At 71.0% G+C, this 19,066-nt stretch carries 17 protein-coding genes; 9 read left to right on the top strand and 8 right to left on the bottom strand.

Features of this window, described 5'->3' with window-relative positions:
* Positions 1–46: 46 nt before the first annotated feature.
* From ACIBK9_RS03435 to ACIBK9_RS03410, 6 genes are all read right to left on the bottom strand, one after another.
* Positions 47–619 (bottom strand): ATP/GTP-binding protein, encoded by a 573-nt coding sequence (locus ACIBK9_RS03435; RefSeq protein ID WP_352318064.1) that lies wholly within the window; start codon positions 617–619, stop codon positions 47–49.
* Positions 600–962, bottom strand: a complete 363-nt coding sequence (locus ACIBK9_RS03430) for a DUF742 domain-containing protein (RefSeq protein ID WP_352357593.1) — start codon at positions 960–962, stop codon at positions 600–602. Before ACIBK9_RS03430 ends, ACIBK9_RS03435 begins: the two co-directional genes overlap by 20 nt.
* Positions 959–1,366, bottom strand: coding sequence for a roadblock/LC7 domain-containing protein (locus tag ACIBK9_RS03425; protein WP_352318060.1), 408 nt, complete (start codon positions 1,364–1,366; stop codon positions 959–961). Before ACIBK9_RS03425 ends, ACIBK9_RS03430 begins: the two co-directional genes overlap by 4 nt.
* Positions 1,363–3,474, bottom strand: coding sequence for a nitrate- and nitrite sensing domain-containing protein (locus tag ACIBK9_RS03420; protein WP_397154832.1), 2,112 nt, complete (start codon positions 3,472–3,474; stop codon positions 1,363–1,365). The genes ACIBK9_RS03425 and ACIBK9_RS03420 overlap by 4 nt, the downstream gene beginning before the upstream one ends.
* A gap of 164 nt (positions 3,475–3,638) precedes the next feature.
* The gene (locus ACIBK9_RS03415) at positions 3,639–4,496 is read right to left on the bottom strand and encodes a PrsW family intramembrane metalloprotease (protein WP_397154830.1); all 858 of its coding nucleotides are present in this window, start codon (positions 4,494–4,496) and stop codon (positions 3,639–3,641) included.
* Positions 4,493–5,953, bottom strand: a complete 1,461-nt coding sequence (locus ACIBK9_RS03410; RefSeq protein WP_397154828.1) for a hypothetical protein — start codon at positions 5,951–5,953, stop codon at positions 4,493–4,495. Before ACIBK9_RS03410 ends, ACIBK9_RS03415 begins: the two co-directional genes overlap by 4 nt.
* Positions 5,954–6,087: 134 nt before the next feature.
* Between ACIBK9_RS03410 and ACIBK9_RS03405 the strand changes: the two genes are divergently transcribed.
* The 3 genes from ACIBK9_RS03405 (at position 6,088) to ACIBK9_RS03395 (ending at position 8,577) form a co-directional block, all read left to right on the top strand.
* Positions 6,088–6,288, top strand: a complete 201-nt coding sequence (locus ACIBK9_RS03405; RefSeq protein ID WP_358290673.1) for a hypothetical protein — start codon at positions 6,088–6,090, stop codon at positions 6,286–6,288.
* Positions 6,289–6,298: 10 nt separating this feature from the next.
* Complete coding sequence (locus ACIBK9_RS03400; protein ID WP_397154826.1) at positions 6,299–7,822, top strand: SPFH domain-containing protein; 1,524 nt, start codon at positions 6,299–6,301, stop codon at positions 7,820–7,822.
* A gap of 107 nt (positions 7,823–7,929) precedes the next feature.
* Entirely contained in the window at positions 7,930–8,577 is a 648-nt protein-coding gene (locus tag ACIBK9_RS03395; RefSeq protein ID WP_397154824.1) for a hypothetical protein, read from the top strand.
* A gap of 3 nt (positions 8,578–8,580) precedes the next feature.
* Here ACIBK9_RS03395 and ACIBK9_RS03390 read toward each other — a convergent pair whose 3' ends face one another.
* Positions 8,581–10,617 (bottom strand): glycosyltransferase, encoded by a 2,037-nt coding sequence (locus tag ACIBK9_RS03390; RefSeq protein ID WP_397154822.1) that lies wholly within the window; start codon positions 10,615–10,617, stop codon positions 8,581–8,583.
* Between the two features lie 54 nt (positions 10,618–10,671).
* A complete protein-coding gene (wecB, locus tag ACIBK9_RS03385; protein ID WP_358290661.1) occupies positions 10,672–11,802 on the bottom strand; it encodes a non-hydrolyzing UDP-N-acetylglucosamine 2-epimerase in 1,131 nt (376 codons plus the stop codon).
* A 56-nt stretch (positions 11,803–11,858) separates the two neighbouring features.
* Between wecB and ACIBK9_RS03380 the strand changes: the two genes are divergently transcribed.
* The 6 genes from ACIBK9_RS03380 to ACIBK9_RS03355 all read left to right on the top strand — a co-directional run bounded on the left by ACIBK9_RS03380 (position 11,859) and on the right by ACIBK9_RS03355 (position 19,043).
* The gene (locus ACIBK9_RS03380) at positions 11,859–13,532 is read left to right on the top strand and encodes a glycosyltransferase family 4 protein (RefSeq protein WP_397154820.1); all 1,674 of its coding nucleotides are present in this window, start codon (positions 11,859–11,861) and stop codon (positions 13,530–13,532) included.
* Between the two features lie 115 nt (positions 13,533–13,647).
* Positions 13,648–14,910, top strand: coding sequence for a nucleotide sugar dehydrogenase (locus ACIBK9_RS03375; protein ID WP_397154818.1), 1,263 nt, complete (start codon positions 13,648–13,650; stop codon positions 14,908–14,910).
* 19 nt (positions 14,911–14,929) lie between these two features.
* Positions 14,930–16,018, top strand: coding sequence for a glycosyltransferase (locus tag ACIBK9_RS03370; protein WP_358290655.1), 1,089 nt, complete (start codon positions 14,930–14,932; stop codon positions 16,016–16,018).
* 43 nt (positions 16,019–16,061) lie between these two features.
* A complete protein-coding gene (locus ACIBK9_RS03365) occupies positions 16,062–17,861 on the top strand; it encodes a DUF4434 domain-containing protein (RefSeq protein ID WP_358290652.1) in 1,800 nt (599 codons plus the stop codon).
* Positions 17,862–17,892: 31 nt separating this feature from the next.
* Positions 17,893–18,549, top strand: coding sequence for an NrtR DNA-binding winged helix domain-containing protein (locus tag ACIBK9_RS03360; RefSeq protein ID WP_387677565.1), 657 nt, complete (start codon positions 17,893–17,895; stop codon positions 18,547–18,549).
* Positions 18,546–19,043 (top strand): GNAT family N-acetyltransferase, encoded by a 498-nt coding sequence (locus ACIBK9_RS03355; protein WP_397154815.1) that lies wholly within the window; start codon positions 18,546–18,548, stop codon positions 19,041–19,043. Before ACIBK9_RS03360 ends, ACIBK9_RS03355 begins: the two co-directional genes overlap by 4 nt.
* Positions 19,044–19,066 lie beyond the last annotated feature (23 nt).

Here is a 19,066-nt window from a genome sequence, read left to right as displayed (position 1 = left end):
CCGGCGGCGGGCCGCGCCCGCCCGGGTTCGCGACGGGCCGCGCGTCCTAGTTGGCGGCGGTGAGCGTCCGCAGGGAGTGCTCGACCAGGGTGATCATCACTTCCTTGGCCGAGGCCCTGCGCCGCACGTCGCACAGCATCACGGGGACGTCGTCGTCGAGGTCGAGCGCGATGCGCACGTCGTCCACGCTGTGCTGGGACGCGCCGTCGAAGCAGTTGACGGCCACCACGAACGGCGTGCCGCGCTGCTCGAAGTAGTCCACCGACGGGAAGCAGTCGGTCAGCCGCCGGGTGTCGGCGATGACGACCGCGCCCAGCGCGCCGTAGGACAGCTCGTCCCACATGAACCAGAACCGTTCCTGGCCGGGGGTGCCGAACAGGTAGACGACCAGTCCGTCGCGGATCGTGATGCGGCCGAAGTCCATCGCCACGGTGGTGGTGGTCTTGGCCTCCACGCCGTCGAGGTCGTCGACCCCGATCCCGCGGTCGGAGAGCACCTCTTCCGTGCGCAGCGGCTTGATCTCGCTGATCGACCCGACCAGGGTGGTCTTGCCGACGCCGAACCCGCCCGCGATGAGGATCTTCAGCGCGACGGGGTCCTCAGAGAGCACGGAGTCCATTGATCACTTCCTTGAGAATGCGCTCATTCGAACGCGACCCCGTTGCCGAGGGCGACGTCACCGAGATGAGGCCGTGGTCACGCATGTCGCCGAGCAGCACCCGGACGACGCCTACGGGCAGGTCGAGCTCGACGGCCAGGTCGGCCACCGAGATCGGGCTCCGCGCCGCCCGCAGGATGAGCTGCTGTTCCGGCCCGAGGTCGTCCGCCTGGTCGGCGAGCGCGCGCACGGACGCGACGAGGTCGAAGGCGTCTCCCGACGAGCGCGTCCGGCCTCGGATGAGGGCGAAGGGCCGGACGACGGGCCCGGCCTCCTCGTCGTACCAGCGGGGGGCGTCGGTCATGCCGTTCCCGCGCGCGGGTTGGTGGTGATGTGCTGGCCCACCCGCTTGACCAGCATCGCCATCTCGTACGCGATGTGCCCGACGTCGACGTTCGCCTCGGCGATCACGGCCAGGCAGGTGCCCTGGCCGGCCGCGGTGACGAACAGGAACGCGCTCTCCATCTCCACGATGGTCTGGCGCACGTCGCCGCCGCCGAAATGGCGCCCGGTGCCGCGGGCCAGGCTCTGGAAGCCAGCGGCCACGGCCGACAGGTGCTCGGCGTCCTCGCGGGTCAATCCCTTGGAGTACCCGACGGCCAGGCCGTCGGTGGAAAGGATGACCGCCTGGCGGACGGCGGCGACCCTGCCTGCCAGGTCGTCGAGCAGCCAGTTCAGCTCACCGGTGTTGGTGGTTTGCGCAGTCATGCGTCCCCCTTGCTCATGGGCTCCTCCTCGGAGGCTTCTTCTCGGGCACGTTGGGTTCCCCGCTGGAACGCGGAGAACAGATCGCGTACCTCGTCGGGAGAGCGTTCGGCCTGCGGCTCCGGCTCCGGCGGTTCTTCCTTCAGCTGCGGCGCCAGGTTCGCCTGGCGCACGCGCCTGGGCAGTCCGGCGTGGGTGCCCGAGGTGACCACCGCGAGGGCCTTCTTCGTCCGGCTCGGCGGCTCCGCCGGCCGGCCGTCGTCGTCGCCTGAGGTCAGCGCGGCCTGGTCGGCGACCAGCGAGCGCGGCACGAGCACGATGGCCGCGGTGCCGCCGTAGGGCGAGCGGCGGAGCTGGACCTTGAGGCCGTGGCGTTCGGCCAGCCTGGCCACCACGAACAGGCCCAGCCGGTCGCTGTCGGCCAGGTCGAACTCGGGCGGGGCGGACAGCAGCTTGTTGATCGCGGCGTACTCGACGGCCGACAGGCCGAGCCCCTTGTCCTCGATCTCGATGGCGTAGCCGTTGCTGACCACGTCGCCGCGGATCTGGACCACGGTGTCCGGCGGTGAATAGATGGTGGCGTTCTCGATCAGCTCGGCCACGAGGTGCGTGAGGTCGGCCGCGGAGCCGCCGTCGAACGCGCTGACCGGCATGGCCTCGACGTTGACCCTCGTGTAGTCCTCGACCTCGGCGACCGCGGCCCGGACGATGTCGATCACCGGCACCGGCCTGCGCCAGGCCCGCGCCGGAGGCGCGCCCGACAGGATCATCAGGCTCTCGGCGTGCCGCCGCATGCGGGTGGTCAGGTGGTCGAGGCGGAAGAGCTCCTCCAGCCGGTCGGGGTCGTGCGTGCGGCGCTGCATGCCGTCGAGCAGCCCGAGCTGCCGGTGCAGCAGGCCCTGCTTGCGCCTGGCGAGGTTGAGGAAGACCTGCCCGACCCCGCGGCGCAGCGCGGCCTGCCCGACGGCCGCCGTCACCGCCGTGCGCTGCACGGACGCGAAGGCCCGGCCCACGTCGGTGATCTCCGCCGATCCGCTCACCCTGATGGCCCTGGCCTCCTTCCGCACGTCAACGTCCTCGCCCTTGCGCAGCCTGTCCACGACGTCGGGCAGGCGCACCTCCGCCAGCTCGATCGCGGCGGTGCGCAGCCCGTACAGCTCGCCCGCCAGGCGGCGACCGAAGCGTACAGAGATGATGATCGACGCGAGCACGGCTATCAACCCGAGGCCGCCCGCGACGGCGATCTCGACGACCGTGCCGGTCGCGGCCCGCGAGGTCCGGCCGGCCAGCGTCTTGGCCGCGGCGGCGCTGTCGCGGTCCAGTTCGGTGGTGAGCCGGTCCACCGCGCTCTTCCACGCCTCGGCGTCGGCGGGCGGCGAGCCGGTCTTGACGACCCTGGACTCCAGCGCGGAGAAGGTCAGGAACGGCTGGGACGCGAACACCTGCTCGAACGGCCTGCGCAGCGGCACGTCGAGCCCGGCCAGCCCGCGGGCGTGCAGGAACTTCCTGGAGGCCGCGTACTCGGTGAAGGCGGCCCGCTCGGGCTCGGTCAGCCGCTTGTCCACCAGCGCGCCGACGATGAGGGCGTGCTCCCTGGCGATGTACTCCCGGGCGCTGCCCATGGCGTGCAGGGAGGTGGCCTGCTGGAAGACGGTCAGGTCGGAGACGGAGATCAGGTGGTCGTAGAGGGCGAAGACGGCGTCGAGCACCTGGTTGTAGGCGTCCACGCCGGCCAGGCGGGAGCTGATGCCGCCGTCGATGTCGGCGCGGATGGAGCCGAGCCGGTCGAGGTGGGCGGTCAGGGCGTCGAGCGGCGTCCGCAGGTCGTCGCCGACCGCGTCGCCCGCCTCGGTGACGGCGTGCTGGAAGTCGGCCGCCGCCTTGTCCGTACGGGCCCGCTGCGCGCCCAGGACCTCGGTGAGTTCACGGGTAGTGAGCGCCTCGGCGGAGCGCACCCGTTCGGACTGGAGCTGAACGCCCAGGTCGGTGGAGGTGACGCCGAGTGTTTCGTAGAGCGTGTCGGCCCGGAGGAGTGACTGTGCGTCGCCCATGGTCAGGTTGAGGACGAAACCCCACAGCGCGCTGAGAGACAGGAGGGGTAGCAGCAGCAATAAAAAGATCTTGAACCGAATTGACCGGTTTCGCGAGCCCATGTCCCAACCTCGAGTCGGGGGCATTTCCACACCTTGTGTAAATACACCTCCGGAAGATCGCACAGGAGACTAGCATCGTTTATGGTTCCGGCGCAGTGGGAGGAACAGGATGATTACCGTGATTATTGGGGCATGATCTCGGCCTCCCGGCGGGCCGCGCGCAGCACCCGCCAGAGCCACCCCAGCGCGACCAGCGAGATCACGATGAGTCCGGCCCAGTTCACCAGCGTGTACACGTGCACCTGCCCTTCGGTCACGTGCGGCACCCGGCCGATCCGCAGCAGCTCGAACTGCCACGGCCGCCCGGTCAGCACCAGCGTGATCGCGATGGCGATGGCGCTCATCGAGTCCCACAGCGCGTGCAGCAGCGAGACGCCGAGGTAGCACCACACGACGTGCCCGGTGAGGCGTCCGTGGGCGGCGAACAGCACGCCGCCGAGTATCGCGGTCCACAGGCCGTGGCCCACCGGCGCCAGGATGCCCCGCAGGATCTCGGTCTCCACGAGCTGCGCCAGTGACAGGCCGTCGGCGGTGAACAGGGCGTTGAAGGCGTAGCCGGAGCTCTCGAAGGCGGCGAAGCCGAAGCCGACCGTCGCGCCGAGCACCACGCCGTCCCTGGGCGAGCGCCGGACCGCGTGCCGGGTGACGTACATCAGCGCGGCCAGCTTCACGCCCTCCTCGATCAGGCCGACCAGCGCGTACATGAGGAACGAGGGCCGGATCAGCCAGCTCTCCAGCAGCGACGCGCCGAGCACCCCGAGCACGCCGCCGACCACGAACGCCCGGAACTGCAGCTCCACCGTGACCACCGGCGAGCGGTCGCGCCCGTGCGCCCACACCACGAACGTCACCGGGATCAGGAAGCTGCCGAAGAGCACGACGGTCGGCACCAGGTTGGAGTTGGCCGTCCAGGCCGTGACGGCGACCGTGGCCAGCCACAGGACCAGCCCGCCGAGGAAGACCCGCAGCCAGGGCCTCATGCGGTGAGCTCGCGCACGGCCCGGTGCGCGGCCACCACGGCCGCGTCGCCGCCGGCCGCCGGTTCGGTGTCCGACCCGGCGATGGCGATGCGGCCGAACCGCCTGCGGGCGACGTCGGCGGGGAAGGGGCCGTCGGGGTAGAAGGGGTGCCAGGGCCTGCAGTACGCCACCGGCAGCCCGTGCCCCCAGCGGTGGACGGTGACCGCCTCGACGCCGGCCCGGGGGCCCAGCAGCCGGGTCACCTGGTCGCGCACGCCGTCCGCCAGCCGGTCGTAGGGCGTCGCCATCAGCTCCCGCCGGCCCGCCGCCGCCCCCGCCACGGGCCCGAGCTCCGACCGGCACGGCGTGGCCAGCAGGCGCAACCCCTCGGTCGCGGGCTCGGTCAGGCACCAGAACGCGCCCGTCCAGCGGGTGCGCCCGATCCGCGCCCGGCCGCCGCGCAGCCGGACGGTGGCCTCCAGGACCGGCAGCCGGGCCGCCTGGCCCAACGCCCGCCGCTGCTGCTCGGGCAGGTCGGGCACCAGGTGCGGCACGTCCGCGCTCCAGCAGGCCATGATCACCGACTCCGCGCCGACGGTCCTGACCCGATGCCCGTCGAAGTACGCGACCACCACGGACGCGTCCCCGTGCCGGACCGAGACCACCGGGCTGGACGGCCGCAGCACCGCCCGCGCGGCCCCGGGCGGGCTCCCGGTCGCGGGCCCGGCCGCCGAGGCGTACCGCGAGGGCTTGTCCAGCCCCAGGCCGCCGAACCCCGGGTAGCCGGCGGCCCAGGCGTCCACCGCCCCGAGCGCCCGGCCGTCGTAGGCGCGCTCGGCGCACGGCAGCGTCCGGCAGAACCGTTCCGCGTCGGGATGCGCGCCGCAGACCTCCAGCAGGAACCGGGAGTAGGTCAGCCCGGCCAGGCGCTCCTGCTTGTCCTCCTGCGACAGCCCGGGGAACCAGTCGGGCGGGTCGTCGCGCAGCATGCGCAGGTCGTCGACGGCCCGCGCGGCGAGCGGCAGCTCCTCCAGCCGGCCGGCCGGGACCAGCGTGTCGGCGCCGAAGCTCTCCCTGTCGCACATCACGTGCACAGCCGGCCCCGCGCCGAACCCCGCAGGGCCGCCGTGCTCGCCGGGGTCGCGGTTGTCCAGCACGAGCACGCGGGCCCTCGGCTCCCGGCGCAGCCACTCCGCCGCCGCGCTGAGACCGCTGCGACCGCCGCCCACGACCACGAGGTCGTAGCTCTCGCCGGTGGGCTCGGGCGGGCCCGCGTGCCGCCAGAAGCGGCCGTCGCGCAGCGCGTGCGGCACCGCGACCGCCTGCGCGGTGTCCCCGCGCAGCCCTCCGGCCGGTTCCGTGGCGTTGACAACGGCCTTCGCCGCCGAGCAGCCCAGAGCGCTCACCGCAATCCCGTCGAACAAGTCACGGCGGGAAATGGGCACATCCATCCCGAGGTCGCGCGGATTCCTGCTCATGAGGGCGATCATCAGCACTTCGGCCAAAAGCCCCACAGGGGCGCGCAGCGGTTCGAGAAACATTTTGCGTGGCCTATTACCGCGAATGCCCGTTTGGAGTAGCGTCCGGAATGCAAGCGAGCGGGGGGAGCAGGGTGGTCGGCAAGCAGGGCAGAGTCACCGGAAAGATCGGCCCAGGGCTCGTCGGCGAGGTCATGATCCCGGTCAGGGGCGGGGTGGAGGCCTTCTACGCCCACCCCAGCGTGCCCGACGAGGAGTTCGGCCTCGGAACCATCGTGGTCGTGGTGGACTACTTCCCCCCGCGGACGGTTTACGTGGCCAGAGCACTCGTCTAGGGAGGGCCGGTTGTCCCCCGAGGTCTTCATCGTCGCCGGAGCCGCGGTCGTCGCGGTCGTCATCGTGATTCTGCTGTTCAAAGCCGTCTGGCGGGTCGCCGAGCCCAACGAGGCGCTGATCATCTCCGGTCTGGGGGCGCGCCGCCGGGGCGAGGGCGTCGACAGCCTGGGCTTCAAGATCATCACCGGCAAGGGCACGGCCGTGCTGCCCGGCTTCCAGGCCGCCCGGCGGCTGCGCCTGGACACCAGGGCGGCCAATCTCCAGGTCTCCTGCGTCACCCAGCAGGGCATCCCCGTGCACATCCGCGGCGTGGTCATCTACAAGGTCGGCGACGACCTGTCCTCGATCGCCAACGCCGCCCGCCGCTTCCTCGACCAGCAGGACTTCATGACCAGCGCGATCCACGAGCTGTTCACCGGGCACCTGCGCTCGATCATCGGCAACCTCACCATCGAGGACCTGATACTCAACCGCGAGCGCCTGACCAGCGAGACCAGGGCCTCGGCGGCCGACGAGATGAGCAAGCTCGGGCTGATCGTCGACTCGCTGCAGATCCAGGAGATCGACGACGAGACCGGCTACATCGCCAACCTCGGCAGGCCGCACGCCGCCAGGGTCGCCGCCGTCGCCCGCATCGCCCAGGCCCAGCGCGACCAGGAGGCCACCGAGGCCGAGCAGATCGCCGAGGCCAACAAGGCCGCCGCCCAGCGCGACGCGCAGCTCAAGCGGGCGGCCTACCAGGCCGAGATCGACCGGGCGCAGGCCACGACCCGGCAGGCGGGGCCGCTGTCGGAGGCCACCGCCCGGCAGGAGGTCGTCGTCCAGGAGACCCGGGCGGCCGAGCTGGAGGCCCAGCTCGCCGAGCAGCGGCTCCAGTCGCAGGTGCGCAAGCCCGCCGACGCCAAGGCGTACGAGACCGTCACGCTCGCGCAGGCCGACCGGGACGCCCGGATCGCCCAGGCCCAGGCCGAGGCCCAGGAGACCGAGCTGCGCGCCGGGGCCCAGGCGAGCCAGGTCAAGCTGGCCGCCGCCGCCGAGGCCGAGTCCGTACGGCTGCGCGGCGAGGCGGCCGGCGCGGCCACCAAGATCGCGGGCGAGGCGGAGGCCCAGGCCGCCCAGGCGCGCGGGCTGGCCGAGGCGCAGGCGGCCAGGGCGCTGGGCCTGGCCGAGGCCGAGGCGATCAGGGCGCGGGCCGAGGCGCTGAAGGAGAACCAGGAGGCCGTCATCGCCCAGCAGCTCGCCGAGCGCTGGCCGGAGGTCGTCGAGGCGGGCGCGAAGGCGTTCGGGAACGTGGACCACATGGTGGTGCTGAACGGCGCCCAAGGCGTGGAGGAGCTGCTGGCCAAGGCGCTCACGCTCGGCGGCACCGGGATCGGCCTGGCCAGGGCGCTGCTCGACGGCGGAAGCCGGAACGGCGCCGAACCCGAAGTCCCGCGCGAGCCCAAAACCTCTCGCGAGCCTGAAGTCCCGCGCGAGCCCAAAACCACTCGCGAGCCTGAAATTCCTCGCGAACCTGCCGAATTCCGTGAATAGCGACGTTACTCGGCTCCTTACTCGGCCCTTCCTCTAGCGTTTTCGAAAAAGCTGCTAGAGCAAGGGGAGAATTCGTGCTTAAGGCTATTTCGGGGGTATGTCTGAGCATGATGGTCGTCGCCGGATGTTCCGCCGGCGAGGCCGACAATCAGGCCGCCGGGTCGGCGCAGCCCGCCGCGTCCTCCTCGGCGGTGGAGGCGGCCCGGCTGCGCGCCGCCCTGTTGCCCGTGCCCAAGGGCATGCGCATCGCGTACGGGCCGGAGATGGGGGCGTTCGGCTCGCTCAAGTCCACCCAGGAGGGGCTGGCCGCCATCCAGCAGGCCAAGCTGGAGCGTCCGGAGTGCGCCGGGGCCGCCCAGCTCGACGCGGCCAAGCCGGAGGTCGCCCGGGCGCCCGCCGCCGTCATCGCCTTCTCCGCCGCGCGCGGCTCGATCACGCAGGCCGTCGTGTCGATGCCGTCGGCGTCCATGCCGGCGCCGCTGCCGCCGCAGTGCGCCCTGTACAAGGCCACCGTCGAGGGCGCGGACGTGACCTACCGCACCGCCAAGCTGGCCATGCCGGCCAGGGGCGACGAGTCGCGGGCGTACCTGACGACGGCCTCCGGCGGCGACAAGCGCGCCCAGATCGGGTCGGTCGTGATCAGGCGGGCCCACCTGATCATGAGCATGCTCGTCGTCGGCGAGAAGGTGAAGGCGGCCGGCCTGTACGAGCTCGCCCGCCTGGCCGACCAGAACCTGGCCCGCGTCACCCGCTGAGGCTCAGATGAGCACGTGGTCGTCCGGGCGGCCGACGAAGGAGAACTGCGCGTTGCGGGTCAGCTTGATGTGGTCGGCCTGCCAGGTGTGCATCGAGGCGTCGGCGCTGCGCCAGTAGACGAAGTTGAACCGGTCGGCCGAGTAGATCTTGACGGAGTCCTCCTTCAGCCGGCGTACCAGCTGGGTGTCCTCCCCCCGCGTGATGTCCGCGAAGCCGTACGAGCGGAACATGTCCGCCTTGCCGAGGAACGTGCCGCCCTGGACGAGGAAGGAGTACCGGTGCTCCAGGCCGGGCAGCCGGAGCATGGTGGTGTTGCTGCCCTCGAAGTACGCGTAGTGCGCCCCCTTGCCGACCAGCTCGGCGTCGGAGTAGTCGAACGCGCGCACCAGGTCCGACAGGTAGTGCTCGCCGTAGAGGTTGTCGTCGTCCATCTTGGCGATCAGGTCGCCCTCGGCGGCGGCGATGCCCAGGTTCATGCAGGCGCCGAGGGTCAGCTCCGGGGCGGCGGGCAGGACGACGACGTCCGTGATGCCGGCCATCCGGGCCTTGTCGGCGACCACCACCGGGTCGATGTCCAGCCCGTGCAGGACCATGATCAGCTGCAGCGGCCGGTGGAGCTGCCGGGCCACCGACGAGATCGCGTGCTCGATCTGCGCGGCCCGGTTGGTGGGCAGCACGACCGAGATCGAGCGCGACCGGGGCGTGGTCGCCTGGCCGAGGTTCTGCAGGATCTGGTCCACCCGGTGCGAGAACAGGTGCTTGTCGAAGACCTCCCGCATCGCCAGGTGGCCCATCCTGGCCCGCAGCTCGGGGCTGTTGATCAGGTGCAGCACCTGGTTGTACGACTCGACCGGCTCGCGCGCGATCGGCACCAGCTCGCCGAACGTCTCCTCGATCGCCCGCGACCACCCCGACACCACCGGGGTCGCGCACGCCGACAGCTCGAAGACGCGGCGGGCGCACATGGTCGGCGAGTCGAGCACCGAGTTGACGTTGAGGAAGACCTTGTACATCCGGTACGCGGCCAGCATCTGGTCGTAGGGCAGCTCGCCCACGATGTGCGGGCGGTACTTCTCCGGCCAGGCGTACTTCTCGTCCACCTCGCCGTTGCGGGCGAAGATGTGCAGGCCCAGCTCGCGCACCGGGTCGAGGACGACCTCCATCTGCTCACGCCGCTCGGGGTGCTTGTCGCGGAAGTACATGCCGGCGAACACCACGTCGTGCAGACGGCCCTGCTTCTGCTGGATCGGGTTGTGCACCCGCGGCTGCGCGGCGAACTGCAGCACGTCGACCCGGTCGTGGCCGAGCACCTCGCGGTACTTCGGCACCATGTCGCCGTCGCAGGTGAACACGTGGTCGAACAGCTTGGCCGTGTCGATGAAGAAGTCGAAGTTCGGCGGGTCCTCCTTGTTCCAGAAGACCGTGGGGATGCCCTCGGCGCGGCACCAGGCGACCAGGTCGCGCAGCGGCTCCTTGGGGGCGTTCGTGCCGGTCATCTGGTAGCGCCAGCGGCCCTGGTTGCCGTGCCAGGCGGACTCGCAGAACAGCAGGTCGGGGCGCTTGTCGGCGAAGATGTCCGGCCAGTCCTTGAGGCCGAACTCGATCTGGTCCCACTCGTACCTGAAGGCCATCCTGGAGAAGTCGTCCAGGATGACCGCCACCTTGAGGTCGGGCCGGTTGACCGGGCCGAGCGGCCACTTCGCCGTCGGCACCTCGACCAGCGGGGGGCGGTGGTTGGCGAGCTCGACCGCCTCGGTGACCGGCATGGGCGGCTTGGGCGCCTTGTCCTTCGACCTGACCGCCTCGACGATCCTCCCCGGGCTCTTCGAGCCCAGGGCCTCGCCCAGCTTGAACGTGCGCTTGGCCTGGGTGGCCTCCAGCTTCCAGCCGGCGTACGCGGCCTTGGCCTCGGCGATCTCCAGCCGCCGCCGCAGCTCCCTGACCTCGGCCTCGTACCGCTCGATGAGCTTGCGCTCCTCGGGCAGCCAGTTGACGGGTCCCAGTCGCTGGAACGCGGGGGGCTCAGGGTTTTCGGCCATGGTGATACGCCTATCGCTCAGCGGAGGTATGTCATAGTACGGCGGATTCAGCCGCTATTCGGGGCGTTTGGCCTGGGAAGCGGGGGCCAGGTTGTCGCCCTTCAGCCACGCCGCGATCACCGTCGCGATGCGCGGACCGGCCTTGCCGTCCCACAGCACCGGCAGCTCGCCGGCCGGCGTGGCGGCGCCGTCTGCGAGCGCCTTCTCCGCCGCGGCGGGCAGCAGCGCGGGCGTGACCAGGCGGTTCGTGCCGTGCGTGATCGTGATCGGCCGCTCGGTGTTGGGCCGCAGCGTCAGGCAGGGGACGCCCAGCATGGTCGTCTCCTCCTGCACGCCGCCGGAGTCGGTGACGACCAGCGCCGCGCCCCGGACGAGTGAGAGGAAGTCCACATAACCCAGCGGCTCGATGACCTTGATCGTGTCGCCGTCCACCAGGCCGGCCTCGGCCAGCCGCGCCTTGCCGCGCGGGTGCACCGGCACCACGACCGGCGTCCGCCGCGACACCTCCAGCACCGCCTCGACCAGCTCCCTGGCGGCCTCGGCGGTGTCCACGTTGGCCGGGCGGTGCAGGGTCGCCACGGCGTACCGGGCCGGCAGGCCGAGCCGCGCCACCACCGGCGCCGGGTCCAGCGAGGGCAGCGCGGCGAACAGGCTGTCGATCATCGGGTTGCCCACCAGGTGCACCTTCGCGGGCGGCACGCCCTCCGAGGCCAGATAGGCGAGGGCCTCGGGCGAGGTGACGAACAGCAGGTCGGCCAGCGCGTCGGTGACGACCCGGTTGACCTCCTCGGGCATGCCCCGGTCGAACGAGCGCAGCCCGGCCTCGACGTGCGCCGTCCTGATGCCCAGCTTGGCGGCGACCAGGATCGCGGCCAGCGTCGAGTTCACGTCGCCGTAGACCACGACGAGGTCGGGCTCCTGGGCGACGAAGACGTCCTCCAGGCCCACGAGCAGGGCCGCGGTCTGCCTGGCGTGCGTGCCGGAGCCCACCGCCAGGTTGGCCACCGGCTCGGGCAGGCCGAGATCGGCGAAGAAGACGTCCGACATCAGCGCGTCGTAGTGCTGACCGGTGTGGATGATGCCCTGCCGCACGCCGAGTTCACCGAGTGCACGCACCACCGGGGCCGCTTTCACGAAATTGGGACGAGCACCCAAAACGTGCAGGACCAGGGGGTTCTCCCTCATTGACCTCGCCTTTCATAGCGGAAGGGAAAAAACGCTGCCTATGGTACGGTCCCAGCGTGGCATCCGACGCCAGTCGTCAAGACTCCTCCAAGGTTTCCGCGAAGTCCGCCCGGGCCGGCGTCGGGGGACTTCTCAAAGGCTTCGTCCAGCACCCCGTCATCGTTTCCCGCGTCGTCGTGACCAAGGTCAAGTCCGACCCCGTCCGCGTGGCGCAGGCCGCCGCCGACGCGCTCCCGCCCAAGCTGCGCCCGATCGTCGGCAGCGTGGCCTGGCCGGCCGCCCGTGGCGCCCGGCGCATGGTCCGCAAGCTCGGCATGCGCATGATCAAAGCGCCGTGGAACGAGGCGAAGGCCCACTGGGACGCCGGCCGGGTCTCCCAGGCCGCCGAAGTGCTCGACGCGTACACCAAATACCCCTTCGTCAAGCGCAGGGCCGCCTACTACCGCGGTGAGCTGGCCGCCATCAGCCCCGACCCGATCCCGCCGGGACCGAAGGTCGCCGTCGCCGGGCGCGTCGAGGGCCGCGTGCTGCACCTGGTCACCAACGCGCTGCCGTACACGCAGGCCGGTTACACCGTGCGCACCCACCGGATCGTCACCTCCCAGAAGGCGGCCGGGCTCGACCCGCACGTCGTGACGAGCTGGGGCTGGCCCATGCTCCAGGGGCACGCCGACGCGCCCGCGCAGGAGGAGATCGACGGCATCCCGTACTACCGCCTGCTGCCCGACGGGCACGGCGAGGTGCCGTTCGAGATGCGCGGCCGCATGGTCAAGGGCGCCGAGGGCGTCACCCGGCTGGTCGAGCAGCTGCGCCCGCAGGTCCTGCACGCCGCCACTGACCACCGCAACGGCTCGGTCGCGCACGCCGTCCGCGACCGGACGGGCACCCCGTTCGTCTACGAGGTGCGCGGCTTCCTGGAGGAGACGTGGGCCTCCCGCGACCCCATCCGGGTCGGCAGCCAGCGGCACGTGCTCCAGCGCGAGCGCGAGGCGTTCCTCATGCGCGAGGCCGACGCGGTCGTCACGCTGGCCGAGACGATGGCCACCGAGATCGTCGAGCGCGGCGTGCCCAGGGAACGCATCCACCTGGCGCCCAACGCCGTCGACGACACCCTGCTGTCGGCTCACTACGACGGCGCCTCGTTCCGGGACGCGTACGGCATCGCCCCCGGTGAGATCGTGGTCGGTTCGGTGTCCAGCATCGTGGCCTACGAGGGCTTCGCGACCCTGCTGCGCGCCGCCGCGCTGCTGCGCGACGACCGCACGCCGGTGCGGGTGCTCATCGTCGGCGACGGCGCCGAGCGGGAGAACCTGCTCGCCCTGGTCGAGGAGCTGGGGCTGCGCGACGCCGTCCTGCCCGGCCGGGTCGGCCCCGACGAGGCGCTCCAGGCCCAGGACGCCATCGACATCTTCGCCTGCCCGCGTGAGGACCTGCGGGTCTGCCGGCTCGTCACGCCGCTGAAGCCGGTCGAGGCGATGGCGCTCGGCAAGCCGGTGGTGCTCAGCGATCTGCCCGCGCTCTCCGAGCTCGTCGGCTCCGACGGGGCCGGCCTGCTGGTGCCCGCCGGCGACCCGGCCGAGCTGGCCAAGGCCATCGCCGGCCTGCGCGAGGACCCGGCCAGACGGGCGGAGATGGGCGAGGCCGGACGCGCCGAAGTCGCCGCGAAGCGGACCTGGAGCCGCGTTGCCGAGACTTATCAAGCTCTATACCGATCGCTTGCCGAAAGATGACCTCCACGTTGCCTGTACGTTGTGACGGGTTCGGTCGCATTAGGCGTGAGCTAGGTGGACTTGAGATAACCTTTGCGACCATGAAGTGTTGTTTCCGGCTCTCGAAGGCACTGCTGTGACAGAAATCGACTTGGCTGTCATCGGCCTGGGCTACGTCGGTATGCCGCTTGCGAAGGAAGCGGTTGCCGCCGGGCTGCGGGTCGTCGGCGTGGACGTCGACCCCCGGAAGGTCGACGCGCTCAACGCCGGGCAGTCCTACATCGATGACCTGACCGACGCTGACCTCGATCACATGCTGGCGAACGGATTCAGCGCGACGCTGGACGAGTCCGTGCTGGCCAGAAGCAACACGATCGTCATCTGCGTACCCACCCCGCTGGACGAGGACCACCGTCCCGACCTGTCCGCGGTCGAGGGCGCGACCAAGGCCGTCGCCCGCAACCTCAGCAAGGGCACGCTCGTCGTGCTCGAATCCACCACCTGGCCCGGCACCACCGACGAGGTGGCCCGCCCGCTGCTGGAGCAGTCGGGCCTGACCGCCGGCGTGGACTTCCATCTGGCCTTCTCGCCCGAGCGCATCGACCCGGGCAACCCGAAGTTCGGGCTCAAGAACACCCCGAAGGTCGTGGGCGGCTACACGCCGGTCTGCCGCGACCGGGCGACGGCGTTCTACAAGCAGTTCATCGAGCAGGTGGTGCCGGTCAGCGGCACCCGCGAGGCCGAGATGGCCAAGCTGCTGGAGAACACCTACCGGCACGTCAACATCGCCCTCGTCAACGAGATGGCGATCTTCTGCGACGAGCTCGGCATCAACCTGTGGGAGTCGATCGAGGCCGCGGCCACCAAGCCGTTCGGCTTCCAGAAGTTCCTGCCGGGGCCGGGCGTCGGCGGTCACTGCATCCCCGTGGACCCCTCGTACCTGTCCTACACCGTGCGCAAGCTCGGCTACCCGTTCAGGTTCGTGGAGCTGGCCCAGGAGATCAACGAGCGCATGCCGTCCTACGTGGTGGCGCGCGTCCAGCGACTGCTGAACAGACACAAGAAGCCCGTGAACGGCGCCCGAGTGGTTATGCTCGGCGTCACGTACAAACCGGATATCGCCGACGAACGGGAAACTCCGGCTCTGCCTGTGGCGCGTGCGCTGCTGGAACTGGGGGCCGACCTCTCGTTCGCCGATCCGTACGTCAAGGAGTGGTCGGTCGACGGCACTCCGGTGCCACGGGAAGAGGATCTGACCGAGGCCGTGGTCAACGCCGACGTGACGCTGCTGCTGCAGCAGCACGCCGCGTTCGATCTGGCCATGGTCGAGGCGAAGGCCAAGCTCGTGCTGGACACCCGCGGTGTGCTCACCGAGGGTGAACGCGTCGAGCGGCTGTAGCGACGGAGGGCTGCGCGCAGTGCACGTGCTCGTCATGACGGTGGTGCATAACCCCGAGGACGCGAGAATTCTGCATCGGCAGATCCGTGCCCTCGTGGATGCCGGTCATGAGGTCACGTATGCCGCCTCCTTCTCGGCGCACGGGGTCGTACCGCGTCCATGGGTCAACGGCGTCGATCTGCCCAGGGCCGCCCAGCGGAAACGCGTGGCGGCCGTCTGGGCCGCCCGGCGGCTGTTCAAGCGCATGCGGAACAAGGTCGACCTGGTCCTGATCCACGACCCGGAGCTGCTGTTCGCGGTCTGGGGCGTGCGCAACCGGCCGCCGGTGGTCTGGGACGTGCACGAGGACACTCCGGCGACGTTGTCGCTCAAGCCGTGGCTGCCCTCGTTCCTGCGCCCGCCGGTGCGCTTCTTCGCGCGCATGCTGGAGGGCACGGCCGAGCGGCACATGCACCTGCTGCTGGCCGAGACCGCCTACGCGGGCCGGTTCAAGCACGCCCATCTGATCGTGCCGAACGAGACCTGGGTGCCGGACTCGGTGACGCCTCCGGGCGACGACCGGGTGGTCTACCTCGGGTGGTTGTCGCGGGCGCGCGGCGTGTTCGAGGCCGTCGAGGTGGCCAAGCTGCTGCAGCCGTACCGGGTGACGGTGGAGCTGATCGGGTACGCCGATCCGCAGAGCCGTCCGATGCTCAACCAGGCCGTCGCCGACGGCCTGCTGGAGTGGCGTGACTTCATGCCCAACGACGAGGCGCTCAAGCGGCTCGACGGGGCGCTGGCCGGGCTGTCGCTGCTGCACGACGAGCCCAACTACCGGCACTCGATGCCCACCAAGATCGTGGAGTACATGGCGCACGGCATCCCGGTCATCACGACGCCGTCGCCGCGCGCGGTCGAGCTGGTGGAGCGGTACGACAGCGGCGTCGTCGTGCCCTGGGAGGACCCGAAGGCCGTCGCGCAGGCGGTGCTGACGCTGCGGGACGACGTGCGCGAGCGGCGGGCGCAGGGCGCTCGCGGGTACGCCGCGGCCCGCGCGAACCACCACTGGCCGAACTCGGCCAAGCGGTTCGTGACCCAGCTTGAGGCATGGGCCGGGATCACGCGATAGCGGTTTATCTCCGGCAGATCACGAGAGCGGTAGGTTCCTGAACGTGCGATGGCTCTTCCTGCTCGTGGGCGCAGCCGTCCTGGCCGTGGTCGCGGTGGTGATCATCCTCTTCCCGTCGTCGTCCGAGCGGCCGGTCGCGTCCTCGTCCAGCACGCCGAAGCCGTCCAGGACCGTATCGACGCCGCCGCCGCCGAAGGTCAAGGAGTTCACCGACCCCTGCGGCACGTTCGACACCACGACCAAGAACTTCTACGCCGTCACCGGCTACTGGATCACGCCGAAGTCGAACCCGTGCACCTGGCGTCACCAGCTCCAGGAGATCCACCGCGCCGGCGGCGACACGATCATCAGGATCGGGTACGGCCTGCAGTTCCGTAGCGTCTCCGACGACACCGGCGAGGTGCTGGCGAAGGACGGGACGCTCGACCCGCTGTACAAGGCGTGCGAAGAGGACGGCCTGAGCTGCCACGACGCGGCCGAACGGGACCTGCGCAAGGCCAACCCCGGCAACCGGATCGGGCGCACGTACGTCTACCGCACCGACGAGGCGTTCGGCGGCGACCTGTTCCGCTGCCCCAAGATGGAACACGCCGTCAAGGCCGGCGACCGCATCTACTACCGCATGGTCGCCCCTCCGGACGGCTCCGACGACGCCACCTGCGACTTCACCAAGAAGGCCACGTCGTACGACCTGATCCTGGTGGCCGGCTCGGCCAAGGACAGCCTGGCCGAGCTGCTCGACCTGGCCGACCAGTTCAGCATGCGGGTCTTCCCCGCGCTGCCGCTCGCCCCGCGCGACTCCGAGACGCCGACCAGGGCGAACAAGCGGCACATCGGCACCCTCACCACGCTGACCCGGCGCATCCTCCAGGACTACGGCGTGCGCTTCGCCGACCGGCAGGCCCTGGGCGGCGTCTACCAGCCGTTCGAGGTCCAGATGGGGGCCACGCTGGCCACCAACCCCACCCTTGAGGTGTACGCCGACCAGCACCGGATCGTGGAGCAGGAGCTGGGCAAGCCGATCCTGATCAGCCCGTACCTGGACGCGCGCAAGCGGGTCGGCTTCGGCCAGACGCCGGCGCAGGTGGCCGAGGCGTTCAAGGCGCTGGCCCGGACCGGCGTCGGCATCATCGCTCCGCAGGACAGCCGGGGGACCGGCAAGGTCGGCCTGTTCTGGCCGGACGAGCGCGACACCGAGGTGGACGACCGGCTGCGTCCGGTGGTCGGCGAGGCCACGTACGGCACCGCGTACCACGGCTCGACCCGCGACTACTACCGGGAGATGGCCAAGGCCCGCGACGAGATGCTCCAGGCCGGTCACGAGGTGGAGCTGTGGGCGAACGTGGAGGCGTTCGAGCCGTCCGGCAAGCAGCCGTGCGCCCCGCAGGGCACCCGCGGCCAGACGGACAAGAAGCGCCTCGACCAGGCCGTCACGATGGCCGGCCGGTACGTCCAGAAGATCGTCTCCTACATGTGGAGCGACTTCATGACCTGCGGCGACCCCTCGCTCCAGGACGAGATCGCCGGCGACTGGCAGCGCCCGATCGCCGTGGACGCCATCAGGCGGCCCCGCGACCCCCAGGACGGCGTCGAGGTGCGCGGCTACAACCTGGACGGCAGCACCGTGCTCGTCGAATGGTCCGGCGGCACCAAGGAACTGGTGGTCGCGGCCGTCGGCTGGCTGGACAAGGACCCGCTGGACGAGCACCCGGCCCGGATGGCGACGGCCTGGGTGCCGTTCGACTGGACCCAGGTGCCGCCCGGGGAATGGGTCAAGATAGGGATCAAGGGGGCGTCCGGCAAGGAGGCCACGACGCCCCTCCACGTACGCATATCCGCATAGGGCAGACGGGACTCCGTGTAACGTGCCGTCCATGGTCCCGAGCATCCCGGTCAGCGTCGACCTGGTCGTGCTCACCGTGCGCAACCATGCGCTCAGCGCCCTGGTGTGGCGGCGCGACAACCCGCCGTTCATGCGCCGCTGGTCGCTGCCGGGTGGCTTCATCCAGCTCGACGAGGACCTGCCGGCCGCCGCCCACCGCATCCTGGCCGAGCGGGCCGGGCTCCCGGGCGCCCCGGTGCACCTGGAGCAGCTCCAGACGTACGGATACCCCGACCGCGATCCGCGCCAGCGCGTGCTGAGCGTCGCCTACCTGGGCCTGGCCCCCGACCTGCCGGCCTCGGAGAAGGCGCACATGAGCTGGCAGCCGGTCGAGGCGCTGTCCGTCATGGCCTTCGACCACCGCCGCATCATGCTCGACGGCGTCGACCGCGCCCGCGCCAAGCTGGAGTACACGTCCCTGGGGGCGGCCTTCTGCCCGCCGGAGTTCACCGTCGCGGATTTGCGCCGGGTGTACGAGATCGTCTGGGGGCGTCCCCTCGATCCCCGCAACTTCCACCGGAAGGTCACCAAGGCGGAGGGCTTCCTGGTGGAGACGGGCGCCACCACCACCAGAGACGGCGGCCGCCCCGCCAAGCTCTTCCGCCGCGGCCCCGCCGAACTCCTCCACCCGCCCATGCTCCAGGAGTGACCATCCCGGACGACCTCATCGACGTCATCGAGACCCCTCGCCTGTCGCTCGTGCCCCTGCGGGTCGAGCACGCCGCGGAGATGGCGGCCGTGCTCGCCGACCCGCGCCTGCACGAGTTCATCGGCGGCGCCCCCGTCACCGAGCAGGAGCTGCGCGCCCGCTACGAACGCCTGGCCGCGGGCCCGCCCGGGTGGCGCAACTGGGTGCTCCGCCTGCGCGCCGACGGCCGGCTGACCGGCTACGTGCAGGCGACCGTCGAGGCGGGCACGGCCGAGATCGCCTGGGTGGTCGGGGTGCCCTGGCAGGGCCGCGGCCTGGCCGCCGAGGCCGCCCGCGCCCTGGTCTCCTGGTGCGACGCCCACGACATCGGCACGGTCGTCGCCCACATCCACCCCGGCCACGCGGCCTCCGCCGCGGTCGCCGCCCACGCCGGCCTCCACCCCACCGACCTCGTGCACGACGGCGAGACGCGCTGGGAACGCGTCCGGCCGTGAGCCCTCGCGACGTGCGGGGGCTG

The organism is Nonomuraea sp. NPDC050227, assembly GCF_044459705.1.
Classification (GTDB): Bacteria; Actinomycetota; Actinomycetes; order Streptosporangiales; family Streptosporangiaceae; genus Nonomuraea.
The sequence above is the reverse complement of the archived record's forward strand: the minus strand, read 5'-3'. Positions and strand labels throughout refer to the sequence as shown.

What these genes read in the sequence shown, in the direction of transcription:
- ACIBK9_RS03435 (WP_352318064.1), bottom strand. Translation starts at nt 619, where the DNA reads ATGGACTCCGTGCTCTCTGAGGACCCCGTCGCGCTGAAGATCCTCATC.
- ACIBK9_RS03430 (WP_352357593.1), bottom strand. Translation starts at nt 962, where the DNA reads ATGACCGACGCCCCCCGCTGGTACGACGAGGAGGCCGGGCCCGTCGTC.
- ACIBK9_RS03425 (WP_352318060.1), bottom strand. Translation starts at nt 1,366, where the DNA reads ATGACTGCGCAAACCACCAACACCGGTGAGCTGAACTGGCTGCTCGAC.
- ACIBK9_RS03415 (WP_397154830.1), bottom strand. Translation starts at nt 4,496, where the DNA reads ATGAGGCCCTGGCTGCGGGTCTTCCTCGGCGGGCTGGTCCTGTGGCTG.
- ACIBK9_RS03410 (WP_397154828.1), bottom strand. Translation starts at nt 5,953, where the DNA reads ATGAGCAGGAATCCGCGCGACCTCGGGATGGATGTGCCCATTTCCCGC.
- ACIBK9_RS03395 (WP_397154824.1), top strand. Translation starts at nt 7,930, where the DNA reads ATGATGGTCGTCGCCGGATGTTCCGCCGGCGAGGCCGACAATCAGGCC.
- ACIBK9_RS03390 (WP_397154822.1), bottom strand. Translation starts at nt 10,617, where the DNA reads ATGGCCGAAAACCCTGAGCCCCCCGCGTTCCAGCGACTGGGACCCGTC.
- wecB (WP_358290661.1), bottom strand. Translation starts at nt 11,802, where the DNA reads ATGAGGGAGAACCCCCTGGTCCTGCACGTTTTGGGTGCTCGTCCCAAT.
- ACIBK9_RS03360 (WP_387677565.1), top strand. Translation starts at nt 17,893, where the DNA reads ATGGTCCCGAGCATCCCGGTCAGCGTCGACCTGGTCGTGCTCACCGTG.